Origin of the sequence: Burkholderia sp. LFS061 (assembly GCF_047978125.1) — a bacterium.
GTDB classification, from domain to species: domain Bacteria; phylum Pseudomonadota; class Gammaproteobacteria; order Burkholderiales; family Burkholderiaceae; genus Burkholderia; species Burkholderia pyrrocinia_C.
In genome coordinates this window covers 25622-39577 of record NZ_JBFPFS010000009.1, presented here as the reverse complement: position 1 = coordinate 39577, position 13956 = coordinate 25622, and the positions used below count along the sequence as shown (strand labels likewise).

General features: G+C 68.4%; 9 protein-coding genes and 1 pseudogene. 3 read left to right on the top strand and 7 right to left on the bottom strand.

From position 1 onward, the window contains the following. Positions 1-5 precede the first annotated feature (5 nt). Positions 6-1412: an alpha,alpha-trehalose-phosphate synthase (UDP-forming) gene (gene otsA, locus ACNQQL_RS10740; protein WP_347064098.1), complete on the bottom strand. Its 1407-nt coding sequence runs from the start codon at positions 1410-1412 to the stop codon at positions 6-8. A gap of 309 nt (positions 1413-1721) precedes the next feature. Next, complete coding sequence (locus ACNQQL_RS10735; protein ID WP_347064097.1) at positions 1722-3800, bottom strand: TonB-dependent receptor; 2079 nt, start codon at positions 3798-3800, stop codon at positions 1722-1724. Between the two features lie 454 nt (positions 3801-4254). On the opposite strand from ACNQQL_RS10735, the gene adhP reads away from it, so the two are divergent. Beyond that, on the top strand, positions 4255-5283 hold the full coding sequence (gene adhP / locus ACNQQL_RS10730; RefSeq protein WP_072438607.1) for an alcohol dehydrogenase AdhP: 1029 nt from the start codon (positions 4255-4257) through the stop codon (positions 5281-5283). 59 nt (positions 5284-5342) lie between these two features. Here the strand turns inward: adhP and ACNQQL_RS10725 are convergent, their stop codons facing one another. From ACNQQL_RS10725 to ACNQQL_RS10715, 3 genes and pseudogenes are all read right to left on the bottom strand, one after another. Continuing rightward, complete coding sequence (locus ACNQQL_RS10725; RefSeq protein WP_347064096.1) at positions 5343-6785, bottom strand: sialidase family protein; 1443 nt, start codon at positions 6783-6785, stop codon at positions 5343-5345. Between the two features lie 522 nt (positions 6786-7307). Next, a complete protein-coding gene (locus ACNQQL_RS10720; protein ID WP_310137807.1) occupies positions 7308-7739 on the bottom strand; it encodes a MarR family winged helix-turn-helix transcriptional regulator in 432 nt (143 codons plus the stop codon). Then, positions 7736-8646 (bottom strand): annotated as a pseudogene (locus tag ACNQQL_RS10715) (serine aminopeptidase domain-containing protein). The gene ACNQQL_RS10720 and the pseudogene ACNQQL_RS10715 overlap by 4 nt, the downstream one beginning before the upstream one ends. 301 nt (positions 8647-8947) lie before the next feature. On the opposite strand from ACNQQL_RS10715, the gene ACNQQL_RS10710 reads away from it, so the two are divergent. Continuing rightward, positions 8948-9913 (top strand): ABC transporter substrate-binding protein, encoded by a 966-nt coding sequence (locus tag ACNQQL_RS10710; RefSeq protein ID WP_347064095.1) that lies wholly within the window; start codon positions 8948-8950, stop codon positions 9911-9913. A gap of 52 nt (positions 9914-9965) precedes the next feature. Then, the gene (locus ACNQQL_RS10705; RefSeq protein ID WP_347064094.1) at positions 9966-11060 is read left to right on the top strand and encodes an LLM class flavin-dependent oxidoreductase; all 1095 of its coding nucleotides are present in this window, start codon (positions 9966-9968) and stop codon (positions 11058-11060) included. 99 nt (positions 11061-11159) lie between these two features. Here ACNQQL_RS10705 and ACNQQL_RS10700 read toward each other — a convergent pair whose 3' ends face one another. Further along, positions 11160-12095 (bottom strand): ABC transporter substrate-binding protein, encoded by a 936-nt coding sequence (locus tag ACNQQL_RS10700; protein WP_347064093.1) that lies wholly within the window; start codon positions 12093-12095, stop codon positions 11160-11162. A gap of 34 nt (positions 12096-12129) precedes the next feature. Beyond that, on the bottom strand, positions 12130-13920 hold the full coding sequence (locus tag ACNQQL_RS10695) for an amino acid ABC transporter permease/ATP-binding protein (protein WP_347064092.1): 1791 nt from the start codon (positions 13918-13920) through the stop codon (positions 12130-12132). Positions 13921-13956: the final 36 nt, after the last annotated feature.

The window sequence follows — 13956 nt, the reverse complement described above, 5'->3', positions numbered from 1 at the left end:
TGCGGTCAGTGCTCGGTGGCCGCCGCGACTTCGGCCGCTTCGGCAAGCGCTTCGAGAAAACGCGCGCGCCACCAGTGCACGTCGGTCTTGCGCACGATCGCCATCAACGCGGAGTGGCGCTGGCGGCGTTCTTCGAGGGGCATCGTCAGCGCGCGCTGGATCGCCTGCGCGGTGCCTTGCGTGTCGTACGGATTGACGAGCAGCGCCGGCTTCAATTGCTCGGCCGCACCCGCGAAACGCGACAGCACGAGCACGCCCGGGTCGGCCGCGTCCTGCGCGGCGAGGAACTCCTTCGCAACGAGATTCATCCCGTCGCGCAGCGGCGTGACGAGCGCGACGCGGCTTGCGCGATACAGGCCCGGCAAGCGCTTGCGCGCGACGGTGCGGTGAATGTAGCGCATCGGCATCCATTCGAGTTCGCCGTAGTCGCCGTTGATCGCGCCGCACAGGCTGTCCATCTCGCGCCGCAGGTCGTCGTACGCGCCGAGATCCTCGCGGCTCGGCGCGGCGATCTGGATCAGCGTCGCGCGGTTGCGGTTCTCCGGATACTGCTCGAGCAACTGGCGGAACGCATGCACGCGCTGCGGCAGCCCCTTCGTGTAGTCGAGCCGGTCGACGCCGACCAGCAACTGGCGGCGCGAATATTCATCGCGCATCCGGTCGAACATGTCGATGCCGTCGCGATCGCGGGCGAGCGACTCGAACTCGTCGACGTTGATGCCGATCGGAAACGCGCCGGCCGACAGCGTGCGGCCGAACGCGCGCAGGCGACCGTCCGGCAGCCGCGCGGCGCCGGCTTCCGCTTCGACGTAATGCTCGAAGTGGAGCAGATCCGATTCGGTCTGGAAGCCGACGAGGTCGTACGCGAACAGCGAGCGCATCAGCCATTCGTGTTCGGGGATCGCGGCCATGATCGGCGGCGGCGGCATCGGGATGTGCAGGAAGAAGCCGATCGGATTCGTGCAGCCCATCGCGCGCAGTTCGGCGGCGAGCGGAATCAGCTGGTAGTCGTGCACCCAGACGATGTCGTCGGGGCGCAGCAGCGTGCGCAGCTTGCGCGCGAACAGCTGGTTCACGCGCCGGTAGCCGTCGGCGAAGCGCCGGTCGAACTGCGCGAGATCGAGCCGGTAGTGGAACACCGGCCACAGCACGTTGTTCGAATAGCCGAGGTAGTAAGCGTCGTAGTCCTGCGGGTCGAGGTCGATCGTCGCGAGCTGGATCCCGCCGACGTTCTGGATCTGCACCTCTTCGCCCTGCGAGGGCTGATCGTCGGCGCCGCGCAGCCTGCCGCTCCAGCCGAACCAGACGCCGCCGGTTTCCTGCAGGCTGTCCTTCACGGCGACGGCGAGGCCGCCGGCCGCGGCTTTACGGGGATCTGCGATGCGATTGGATACGACGACGAGACGGCTCACCAGCTCTCCTGACGATTGTTGGGGGAAGGTTCGTGCGGCCGGGGCGCGAAGCGGACGCCGCCATCGGCGCGCTGCGCGCGATGCGATGGGGCCGCAATGCGATCGGACGGGAATCAGGGCACGCGATTCGCCGTCCGAACGGGGAGTGCTTTTTTTAGGATACTCGTCATTCGCCAGTTTTAAAAGTCTGCATCGGCGCATGGGAAAACGGCGAGATGCGCACGATGTGCGTCGCATCTCGCGACGGGCGGGGCCGGAACTTGCGCGGGCGAGCGCCGCGTGCGCAAGGGGCGGCGGGCCGCACGGGACTCAGAACGTAGTGCGCAACCCGGCCATCACGCTGCGACCGCCTGCGGGCGCGAAGCCGCGCACGACCGACGTCGAATAGCGGATTTCCTGGTTCGTCAGGTTGTCGCCGCGCAGGTACGCGAGCCAGTGCGTCGCGCCGACGCGGAACTTGTAGGTCAGCATCACGCCCAGCGACGTATAGCCGTCCGTCGAGAAGTCGTTGTCGGGCACGCGATGCTGCGACCACGCGTGCGTGACCTGCGCGCGCGCGCCGAACGGGCCGTAGCCGTAGTCGGCCGCAAGCGTCGCGCGCAGCGGCGCGATGCGCGGCAGCGGCTGGCCCGTGTCGACGTTGCGCGCGTGCGTGTAGTCGGCCGTCAGTTCCAGGTCGACCGTATGGCCGCGCCGCGAGAAGGCGCGCCATTTGCCGTCCAGCTCGATGCCGTAGAACTCGGCGCGCACGCCGCGATAGATCGCCTCGTTCAGCGAGCCGTCGGCGCCGGGCGCGACGGGCTCGCCGTCGTCGTTCACGACGCGGCCGGTGTTGTACTCGGTCAGGTAGTTCGAGAAGCGGTTGTAGAACACGCCGACGCTGCCGCGGTTCGGGCCGTTCGCATAGCGCAGCGACAGGTCGGTCGACACGGCCTTTTCCTTCGACGCGTTCGGGTTGCCGATCAGGAACTGGCCGGTCGCATCGTGCGGGCCGTTCGAATACAGCTCGTAGAAGGTCGGCGCGCGTTCGGTGTACGCGACGTTCGCCGCGACCGACCACACGGGCGTCAGCGAGAACAGCGCGCCGGCCGACAGGCTGCCCGCGTTGAAATCGCGCGGCTGCGCACCCGCGAATTTCTCGACGCCGGCCGGATCGGGGTCGACCTTCACGTGCTCGAAGCGGCCGCCGAGAGACAGCTTCAGCGCCGGGACGACCTGCCATTCCTCGAGGCCGAACAGCGCGACGCTGTTGGTGCGGGTGGACGGCACGAGCGTCTCGTCGCCGAGCGCGGAAAACGTGTTCTGGCCGAACTGCACGCCGATCGCGCCTTCGAACGGGCCGATCCTGCGATGCCGCGCCTCGATGCGCGCCTCGTAGCCGCGGTTGCGGAAGGTGGTCGCCGTCTCGCCGTTGTCGACTTCCTTGTGGCGGTAGTCGGTGTACGCGAAGTCGAATTTCAGCTTCGTGAACGGCCCGCTCAGGTTGCGCACCTCGGACGCGAGCGCGAGGCGTTCCTGGCGCATCCGCAGCCGCACGTCGCTTTCCGCGACGGACCCGTAGTTCGATTCGTAGCCGCTGTACGACAGGCCCGCGAAGCCGTCCGCCCACGTGTACGACGCGCCGACCGAGCCGCCGTGCACGCGGCCGTCGCTGTTCGGCACGCTGCCTTCCGGCTGCGGCGTGTCGGGGCCGTCGAGCGCGCGTTGCGCGCTGCTGCGTGCGTAGCCGGGAATCCGCAGCTTGCTCGTTTCGCGGTCGAACGCGTCGACGTGGAACGCGAAGCGGCCGTTGCCGCCTTCGACCTGCACGGCGCCCGCGCGCACGGAATTCGCGCCGCCGTAGCGCGCGTCGAGCGCACCCGTCACGCCTTCGATCGCTTCGCGCGGAATCCGGTTGTCGATCGTGTTGACGACGCCGCCCACTGCGTTGCCGCCGTACAGCAGCGCGGCCGGGCCGCGCACGATCTCGACGCGTTCGATCGACAGCGGATCCTGCGGCACCGCATGGTCGTACGACAGCGACGACGCGTCGTAGGACGCGACGCCGTTCTGCAGCAGCCGGATCCGGTCGCCGTCCATCCCGCGGATGATCGGGCGGCCGACCATCGGCCCGTAGGTGGTGGTCGACACGCCGGGCAGCCCGTTGAGCGTTTCGCCGAGCGAATCGGCCTGGCGGCGCGTCAGTGCGTCGCCGGAAAGCTGGACGGTCGGCGAGATCAGTTCGGTATCGCCGAGCGGGTTCGCGGTCACGAAGATCGGCGCGAGCGCGGTAGCCGAAGGCGTGCCCGACACGGCGGGTGCATTGGTCTGCGCGTGCGCGGCGGCGGCGAGCAGCATCAGCGAAAGGGGCGAAAGCGGGCGAAGCGGTAGACGAGGGAGGTCGCGCATGGTCGGTGAATCGGTTGGAATCGGATCGGATAACGAGCGATGCGGGTCACGGCTGGATACGATATATTGTTGCGTCAACGACGCGCGATGACCCGTTGGAACATGGCTCGGCGACGCTCGGCCACCCACAGTGGAACGGAGTCAGGCGGACGAGCACGCGAAATGATATGTTATATCATCTCAAATTCCAAGCCGGATGTCGGCGGTGCGTACGGCTTCCGTCGGATCGGTGAAACGTCGGCTGTAGTGGAAGGCGCGCTGGCCGATGATCGTTCGCTAGTGCGACCGGTATGGCGTGCCGCGAAGCGGCGTGCGCCCGACCGCGCCGCGCCGCCGTGCGATGAGACGATGCAGCCGCGATCGCCGGATAGCGCGCATCGCGTTGATACGCATCAACGTTCTCCGATGCCGAAACCGGATACTGGGTCGCTCAATGACCAGACAGGAGCGACGCATGACGCAAACCATGAAAGCGGCCGTGGTGCACGCATTCGGCGAACCGTTGCGTATCGAGGAAGTGCCCGTGCCGACGCCGGGCCCAGGCCAGATCCTCGTCAACATCAAGGCGTCGGGCGTCTGCCACACCGACCTGCACGCGGCCGACGGCGACTGGCCCGTGAAGCCGTCGCTGCCGTTCATTCCGGGGCATGAAGGCGTCGGCATCGTCGCGGCGGTCGGCGCGGGCGTCACGCACGTGCGCGAGGGCGACCGCGTCGGCGTGCCGTGGCTCTACAAGGCCTGCGGACATTGCGAGTACTGCTACACGGGCTGGGAAACGCTGTGCCACGACCAGCAGAACACCGGCTATTCGGTGAACGGCAGCTACGCGGAATACGTGCTGGCCGATCCCGACTACGTCGGCCATTTGCCGGCACAGGTTGAATTCGACGAGATCGCGCCGATCCTGTGCGCGGGCGTGACCGTCTACAAGGGCATTCGCGTCACCGATACGCGCCCCGGCCAGTGGCTCGCGATCTCCGGCATCGGCGGGCTCGGGCACGTGGCGGTGCAATACGCACGCGCGATGGGCCTGCACGTCGCGGCGATCGACATTTCGCCCGACAAGCTCGCGCTAGCGCGGCAGCTCGGCGCGCAACTGACGATCGACGCATCGGTCGACGATCCGGCGAAGGTGATCCAGAAGGAGATCGGCGGCGCGCACGGCGTGCTCGTCACGGCGGTGTCGCGCAGCGCGTTCGCGCAGGCGCTCGGGATGGTGCGGCGCGGCGGCACGGTCGCGCTCAACGGGCTGCCGCCCGGCGATTTCCCGTTGCCGATCTTCTCGACGGTGCTGAACGGCATCACCGTGCGCGGGTCGATCGTCGGCACGCGCCGCGACCTGCAGGAATCGCTCGACTTCGCGGCCGACGGCCTGGTGCGCGCGCATATCCATCGCGACCGGCTCGGCAACATCAACGACGTGTTCGCGAAGCTGCGCGAAGGCAAGGTCGACGGGCGCATCGTGCTGACCGAGATGCAGTGACGCGGGCGCCCGCCGCGCGACGGATCACGTCGCGACGGCGGCCGTGCTGCCGGTTCGCGTCATGGGGCGAAGAACACGTCCGTGCGGTTCGTCAGGTTGCCCGCGCTGGTCTGGACGAAGAACGGATGGAACGACGACGACGGGCCGACGTCGAGGCCCTGGTAGTCGCCGATGAAGAAGCCTTCCGCGTTCGGCGCGAGCTTCATGTCGAACGGTCCGCCGACGCGCCGCTCGTCGCTGAACGTGGCGCCGCCGTCGTGCGAGATCTTGCGCCAGAAGCCCGTCGGCAGCGTCGTCGTGTTCCCGGCCAGCAGGTCGCGGAAGTCGTAGTGGGTGACCATCACGGCGCCCGCGTTGTCGACGCGCACCGACGGATTGAAGGCAGGCCGACCGGTCGGCGTGTTGATCTGCAGCGGCGCGCTCCAGGACGCGCCGCCGTCCTTCGACGTCGATAGCGCGATCTCGTCGTACTTGCCGCCGTTGAAGCGGCTGTCCTGCCACACGACGTAAAGCTGGCCCGACGCGGGATCGATCGCGGGCTCGGGAATGATGTCGCCGGTGCGCACGGGTTCACCGGTGTTCGGGTCGGTCACGCCGACCGTCTGCAGCCCCGCGATTACTTGCGGCTTCGTCCAGGTCGCGCCGTCGTCGGTCGACTTGATGAACGCGACCTTGCCGGCGGCCTTGCTGAACGGCGGCTGGATCAGGTTGAAGAAATCGTACAGCGTGCCGCTCTTCGGATCGACGACGATCTGGTTGCCGATCGTCTGCTGGCGCGACGGCACGTGGACGATGACCTTCGCTTTGCTCCAGGTCTTGCCGCCGTCGGTCGTCTTCGAGAACAGCGTCGGCCCGCGGAACGCCTGCGTATGCAGGTTCGCGTACGGGTTGCCGTTCGGCAGTTCGAGGCGGTCCCATACCGCGTATGCAGTGCCGGCCTTCACCGGGTTCGCCGTCACCGATTCCTTGTCGTTGAAGAACTGCGTGGTCGGTTCGTTGTCCGCGATCAGCAATGCGGGGCTGCTCCAGGTCTGCCCGCCGTCGGTCGATACCGATGAGGCGACCGCGTTGCTGTTGTTCGACTGGTTGAACGAGATCGATACCGAATACGCGGTGCCGTCCGGGCCGAAGGACACCCATGGGTCGGACGCGCGCTCGTACTTGAGCCCGCCCGGCGCGCATGCGCTGAACGGCTGCGTCGTCCGCGCCCAGGTCGCGCCGCCGTCGAACGTATAACCGGCGACAAGCCCGTGCGCGCCGCCGTTCGACCAGCGGTCCTGCTGCCATACGCCGATCATGTTCGTCGGGTTTGCCGGATTGACCGAAAGCCAGGGTTCGACCTCGGCATTCACATAGACGGTGCCGGGCCCGCCTATGGTGCAGGCGGCGTATGGACTGGGGCCGGACACGAGCACGGGATCGGCGTGCGCGGCGGCACAGGCCAGCGCCATCACGGCGGGCAGGCAGGTGAAAAGCGGGTGGGACACGATAGTGCGTCGCATGAACTGCTCCTCGTTGACGTGCGGCCGCGATGGTGCGGCGGAACGAGGCAGCGCGAGCCGATGTGCGGCGGCACAGGCCGCCGGATCGGGGCGCCGCGGCGATGCGCACGATGCGTGCCGCCGGGACGTGTCGTTCAGGATACCGCTTCAGCCATCGCGATCCGCGTGCGCTGGATACCGCCAGCACTTCGGTCAAGACTCCTATTCGTTTTTATTGCTTGTGACGGATGTGTCGTTGATGCCACCCGGCTGGGAGGCCGGTTCGGGCAGGCGAAGAATGCGTAGAAGTGGATTGCAATGTAGATGATCCGGATGCGGCGCGGCAGGCAATTTTTTGTAACAGAGCGTAGCCGGAAAGCGTTGCCGGAGCGGCGCGGCGCGAACGCAAAATTTGCCGTCGCGAGTGCGCGGAAATCGAATCGAAAAGGCGAATCGCAATCGCTTTCGATTGCAGCCGGCGCGAGCCGGTTTGTCGAATCGATTCGCTGCCGGCAGGCGATGCGGCGTCCGCGTTGCCGCTGCTCAGCGCTCCGCCGGAAACCGGTCCTGCAACGCGTGCAGCCAGCGCGCGACGATATCGAGTTCCGCGTCGGAAAACCCGTCGCACAGCTTGCCGTTCAGCTCGCGCAGCAGCACGCGCGCGTGCTTGAGCGCCGTGTGGCCTTCGTCGGTCAGGTACAGGCGCGTCGCGCGGCCGTCGTCCGAATCGGCGTGGCGCGCGAGCAGGCCGGCTTTCGCCATCCGGTCGGCGAGCCCCGTCATCGCGGACGGCGCGAGCTGCAGCGCGGCGCCGACTTCGCCGATCAGCGCGCCGTCCTGCTTCGCGAGACAGAACAGCACGCCGGCCTGCGCGGCGCTCGCGCGCGTATCGGTTTCAGCCTTGCGGTCGACCCAGCGCTGCACGCGCCGCTGGCCGATGTTCAACAGGAAAAACAGTCGTCGGTTTTCGCTCAAGCTGGGTTCCCGGCTGCAATGGAAAGGGATGGACGGCCCGCGGCGCGTCGAGTGTCTGCGCGAGCCAGTCGGCTAGGTCGGGCCACAGCACGGCGCCGGGCCGGCTGCGGAAGAAGCCCATGTGCCCGACCGGGCCGCTGCCCGCCGTGTGCGGATCGATCTGGCGGCGCTCGACCGCCGCGCCGGTCAGATAGCTTACCAGCAGGTCGATCGCGGCCGGGTTCGCCCACGGATCGTCGTCGAAGCCGAGCGCGAGGATCGGCAGCCGCTGTTTCGAGAAACGATCGGCCGCGCCGAGTGTCGGATCGTCGAAGAAATAGTGCGGCAGCGTCGTCCAGTGGCTCCATTCGCGGAACACGCCGGCCGGCAGATCCTCGCCGAGCCCGAGCCGCTTGCCGGGCACGTAGCCGAGCAGCGCGGACATCAGCGGGCCCAGCACGCGCAGGATCAGCCGCACCTTCAGGCGTTCGGCCGCCTGCGCGATCAGTCGCGTGCTGCCCGCATGCGCGGCGACGAGCACGGCCGCGCGCAGGTGCGTCGTGCTCGCGGACAACCCGATCGCATGCCCGCCGACGCTATGCCCGACCGCCAGCAGCGGCAACCCTTCGTACGCGTGCCGTGCCCATGCGGTCGCGGCGCCGACGTCGAGCTCCATCCAGTCGCGCATGCGGGCTCGCAGCGCGCCCAGGCGCGCGGGCCGCGACGCGCCGATGCCGCGGTAGTTGTAGGTCAATGCCGCGAAGCCGCGTCCGGTCAGGAAGCGCGCGAAGCCCGCATACAGCCGCTCCGGCACGGCCGTCGCCGGATGGATCAGCACCAGCGCGCGCGGTTCGGCATCGGGCGTCCATAGCGTACCGCGCAGCGGATAGCCGTCGATGGCGGAAAACTCGATCGGTTGGGAGGTCATGGCCGTCCTCGTTCCAGGTAGTTATTTCGTATGCGAAATATAGTCCGGGATTTATTTCGTGCACGAAATACATGTCGAGGAATCATTCGAACGATGTGTGGCGGAGGGCGGCGTCCGGTGTCGCGTGACGCTGCTCGTTCCATAAAATATTTGCATCTTTGAATAGCAGAATATTGCGTTTGTCTCATGAGGAAGATCACCGTATCTTCATCGGATCCATTCGTTCCGCCGGCCGTCGTGCAAGGCGGACAACGAGGCGCCGCCGTCGTGCGGCAGCCCGCCAACCATCCGGGAGATTACGTTGCTGAGCCGAATCGCCACGGTGCTCTTGCTGGCGCTTGCCGCGCAGCCGGGCATCGCGAAAGACACCGTCACGCTGCGCGTCGGTGAACAGAACTACTTCAACATCCAGGCGTCGATGGAGGCGTCCGGCGTGCTGAAGGACCTGCCTTACACGATCGAGTGGAAACATTTCCAGGCCGCCGCGCCCGTCGCCGAGAGCCTGAACGGCAACGCGATCGACATCGGCTTTCTCGGCGATTCCGCGCTGCTCACGCTGGCCGCGCGCGGCGCGCCGGTGAAGGTCGTCGCGGTGTCGCGGCAGAGCCTCGACGGCGTCGCGATCCTCGTGCCGAAGAATTCGCCGGTGCGCACCGTGGCCGACCTGCAGGGCAAGACCGTCGCCGTGTGGCGCGGCGCCTGGAGCCAGCAGCTCGTGCTGCGCGCGCTCGAACACGCGGGCCTGCGCGCGGATTCGGTCAAGTACGCGTACCTGATGCCGATCGACGCGACCAACGCGCTTGCGAACGGGTCGGTCGATGCCGTGTCGCTGTGGGAGCCGTTCGTCAGCACGCTGGCGCTGCGGCAGGGCGCGCGGCCCGTCACCACCGCGCAGGGGCTGATGCCCGCACTGAGCTTCGTCGCCGCGAACGAGCAGGCCGCGTCGGGCAAGCGTGCGGAGATCACCGATTTCCTGAAGCGCGTCGTCGCCGCGCGCCAGTGGGTCGACAGCCATCCGCGCGAGTATGCGGACCTGTGGTCGAAGCGCGCGAAGCTCGAGCCCGACGTCGCGTACCGCTGGCTCGACAATGCGAAGCAGCGCGTGGGCCCGGTCGACGATACGGCCGCGAAGGACGCGCAGAACACGGCCGACTTCCTGCACAAGGCCGGCGTGATTCCGGCCGCGTACGACACGTCGAAGCTGCTCGACCGCTCGTATGCGGGCGCGTTCGCGGCGCCTGCGCAAAAGACGGCCGCCGCGCAGTAATCGCGCCGCCGCATCCACGATTCCCGATCGAAAACCAGAAGGACATCCCGACATGCCAGTCGACATCATCGGCATGATCACCGCGACACCCGGCGCGGAGGTCGACGTACCGGGCGGCGCGGCCGTCCAGCCCGACTACGTGCGCCGTTTCGCGCAGGCGCACGAGGCGGCGGGCTTCGACCAGATCCTGGTCGGCCATTTCAGCAACGCCGCGGACGGCTTCATCGTCGCCTCGTTCGCGGCCGCCGCGACCGAACGCATCCGCATCCTGCTCGCGCATCGGCCGGGCGTGATCGTGCCGTCGGCCGCCGCGCGGCAGATCGCGACGCTCGACGTGTTCAGCGGCGGCCGGCTCGCGCTGAACGTCGTGTCGGGCGGCGACGATACGGACTTGCAGCGCGACGGCGATTTCGTGCCGCACGATGCGCGCTACCGCCGCACCGGCGAATATCTCGACGTGCTGAAGCGGATCTGGCAGGCCGATGCGCCGGTCGACCACGACGGCGAGTTCTACCGGCTGCGCGGCGCGTCGCCTGTCGTGAAGGGCGCGCAGCGGCCGCACGTGCCGATCTATTTCGGCGGCTCGTCGCCGGCCGCGCTCGCGGTCGCGGGCGAGCACGCGGATGTCTACATGACGTGGGGCGAGCCGCTCGCATCGGTGCGCGAGCAGATCGCGCGCGTGCGGGCCGCCGCCGCGCCGTTCGGGCGCGCGCCGCGCATCAGCGTGTCGTTCCGGCCGATCGTCGCCGATACCGAGGCCGCCGCGTGGGAGAAGGCCGAGGCGATCCGCGAGCGCGTGCGTGCGGCGCGGGTCGCGAACGGCCAGCCGATCGCCGGCCACGCGCCGCAGAATGCCGGTTCACAACGGCTGATGGCGGCCGCCGCGCAGGGCGACGTGCTCGATGAGCGCTTGTGGATGGGTGTCGCGAACCTGACCGGCGCGCGCTGGAATTCGACCGCGCTGGTCGGCACGCCCGAACAGGTCGCGCGGGCGCTCGGCGCGTACTACCGGCTCGGCGTGTCGACGTTCCTGATTCGCGGGTTCGATCCGCTCGACGATGCGCTGGCCTACGGGCGCGACCTGATTCCGGCGATTCATGCGCAGGTCGCGGAGCTCGACCGGTATCAAGCGGCGGTGACGGCGTAGGCGCGACTCGGCGACGAACGGCACTGCTTCGACTCGCCCCGGTATTTCCATCGTGGAATGCCGGGGCGATGTCACTCAGGCATCGACGCGTCGACGCCTTCAGAACGACGGCAACCCCGGCGGATTGGTTTCCGCGCGCGCGATCGCTTCGCTCTGCAATCCCCATCGCGCGAGCGCCTGCCCGTAGAGGCCGCTGCCGATCAGCGCATTCGTCGCGAGCGTCAGCGCAGGCGCGAGGCCGCTGCCGCGACGCGTCGCGATCGCGACATCTGCATTGTTCGGCCAGCCCGCATTGACGACGCCGACGCGGCGGATCTTGCCGCTGCGCGCGGCCTCGTACGCGAGCGACGCGTTCGGGTTCAGCTCCGCATCGGCGCGGCCCGACAGCAGCGCGACGCGCGCGGTCGCATCGTCGTCGAAATAGAGCAACCCGGTCGCCTTCAACCCTTGAGCGACGTTGCGCCGGCTCCATTCGAGCAGGATGCGCTCCTGGCTCGTGCCGGCACCGGTGATGATCCGCAGGCCCGCGATGTCCTTCGGCTCGGCGATCTTCGCGATCGGGCTGCCGGTGCGCACATAGAAACCGTGCAGCCCGAGCCGGTAGGTCGTGAAATCGTATTTCTCCTTGCGCTTCTCGGTCACGCCGACGTTCGAGATCACCGCGTCATACTTGCCGGACGTCAGCCCGAGCGGCCAGTCGGCCCACGCGATCGGCACCAGCACGAGCGTACGGCCGAGCGCATCGGCGACGAGCTGCGCGTAGTCGGGATCGGCGCCGACCACGGTGCGCGCGTCGGTCGCGTAGGTCGATACGGGCGGCGCGTGCGGTGAAATCGCAACCGTGAATGCGCCGTCGCGCACCCAGCGGTAGCCGCTTGCCTCGCGGATGGCCGCGTCGTCACGCGACGCGCGAATCCGGCCGGCCTGACGCGGGTCGAGGTCGGCGGTTGCGGCCGCCGCGTGCGCGATGCGCGACGGCAGGCTGCCGGATGCCGCGACCAGCGCGGCGGTCATGAATTGACGTCGATCGATCATCGTGTGGCGCCCCGGTTATCGGCAGGGATGCGCATCACAGCACCCGCGACAGGAACGCGCGCGTGCGCGGATGCGACGGCGCGTCGAGCACGACGGCCGGCGGGCCGGCTTCGACGATGCGCCCGCGCTCCATGAACAGCACGTTGTCCGCGACTTCGCGCGCGAAGCCGATCTCGTGCGTGACGATCACGAGCGTCGTGCCCGAGCGCGCGAGCTCCTTGATCACGTCGAGCACCTCGTTGACGAGTTCCGGGTCGAGCGCGGACGTCGGCTCGTCGAACAGCAGCACCTTCGGACGCAACGCAAGCGCCCGCGCGATCGCGACGCGCTGCTGCTGGCCGCCGGACAACTGGCGCGGGTACGCATCGGCTTTATCCGCGAGACCGACGCGCGCGAGCAGCGTGCGTGCGGTGCGCTCGGCCGCATCGCGCGTGACGCCGGCGACGGCGATCGGCGCCTCGATCAGGTTCTCGAGCACCGTCAGGTGCGGGAACAGGTTGAAGTTCTGGAACACCATCCCGACGGCCGTGCGCCGCTTGAGCACGTCGCGCTCCTTCAGCTCGTGGAGCACGTCGCCATCGCGCCGATAGCCGATCAGTTCGCCGTCGATGTCGATGAAGCCGTCGTCGACGCGTTCCAGATGATTGATCGTGCGCAGCAGCGTCGACTTGCCCGAGCCCGACGGCCCGACGATCGCGGTCACGCTGCCGCGCGGCGCGACGAACGACACGTTGTCGAGCACGCGCTGCATGCCGAACTGTTTCGACACGCCATGCACGGCCACTTCGCCGCCCGCACGCGGCACGGCGGCGGCCACGGTATCGGTATCGCCTGCGGCCCGCACGATCGACGCCGAATGGCGCGACGCGGCACGCCGCCACAGCACGCCGATGCGCGCGAGCGCGAACGTGAGCACCGACGGCGGCGGATTGCGCAGCGCGCCGCGCGCATAGTGCCGTTCGACCTGCACCTGGATCGCCGACAGCACCGTCAGGATGATCAGGTACCAGACGGTCGCGACCATCAGCAGCGGAATCACTTCGAGGTTGCGGCGATAGATCACCTGCACCGTGTAGAACAGCTCCGGCATCGCGAGCACGTACACCATCGATGTGCCTTTCGCGAGCGTGATCAGGTCGTTGAACGCGGTCGGCAGGATCGCGCGCATCGCCTGCGGCAACACGATCCGCGCGGTCTGGCGGCTGCGCGGCAGCCCGAGCGCGGCGGCCGCTTCGAGCTGGCCCTGGTCGACCGCGAGAATGCCGCCGCGGATCACTTCCGCGGAAAACGCCGCGTGGTTCAGCGTGAGGCCGAGCACGGCCGCGAGGAACGGGCTGATCAGGTCGGTCGTCGGCGCTTCGAACCACACGATATCGGTGAACGGCACGCCGAGCCGCACATGCTCGTACAGGTAGCCGAGGTTGTTCAGGATCAGAAGCAGCACGATCAGCGGAATCGAGCGGAACAGCCACACGAAGGTCCATGCGCTCGCGGACAGCAGGCGCGAACGCGACAGCCGGGCCAGCGCGACGAACGCGCCGAGCACGAAGCCGAACACCGCGCCGAGCAGCGTCAGCACCAGCGTGCGCGCGAGCCCCGACAGCACCGGCGGCGACAGGAACCATTCGGCGAACACCGGCCAGCCCCATTGCGGGTTGCCGAGGATCGAATGCAGCGCGATCGCGATCAGCACGACGGCGAGCACGGTGCCGGCCGTGCGCGCCCGGTGGCGCGCGGGCACGATCCGGAACCGCGTGCCGGGCTCGCGCGCGCCGGGGGAGGAGAGCGGCGGCAGTGCGCCGCCGAGGTGGGTCGTGTCGCTCATGTCGTTGGAAGTCCTCGAATCGGTCGGAAGCGCCGC

What these genes read in the sequence shown, in the direction of transcription:
- ACNQQL_RS10725 (WP_347064096.1), bottom strand. Translation starts at nt 6,785, where the DNA reads ATGCGACGCACTATCGTGTCCCACCCGCTTTTCACCTGCCTGCCCGCC.
- ACNQQL_RS10735 (WP_347064097.1), bottom strand. Translation starts at nt 3,800, where the DNA reads ATGCGCGACCTCCCTCGTCTACCGCTTCGCCCGCTTTCGCCCCTTTCG.
- ACNQQL_RS10700 (WP_347064093.1), bottom strand. Translation starts at nt 12,095, where the DNA reads ATGATCGATCGACGTCAATTCATGACCGCCGCGCTGGTCGCGGCATCC.
- ACNQQL_RS10695 (WP_347064092.1), bottom strand. Translation starts at nt 13,920, where the DNA reads ATGAGCGACACGACCCACCTCGGCGGCGCACTGCCGCCGCTCTCCTCC.
- ACNQQL_RS10705 (WP_347064094.1), top strand. Translation starts at nt 9,966, where the DNA reads ATGCCAGTCGACATCATCGGCATGATCACCGCGACACCCGGCGCGGAG.
- adhP (WP_072438607.1), top strand. Translation starts at nt 4,255, where the DNA reads ATGACGCAAACCATGAAAGCGGCCGTGGTGCACGCATTCGGCGAACCG.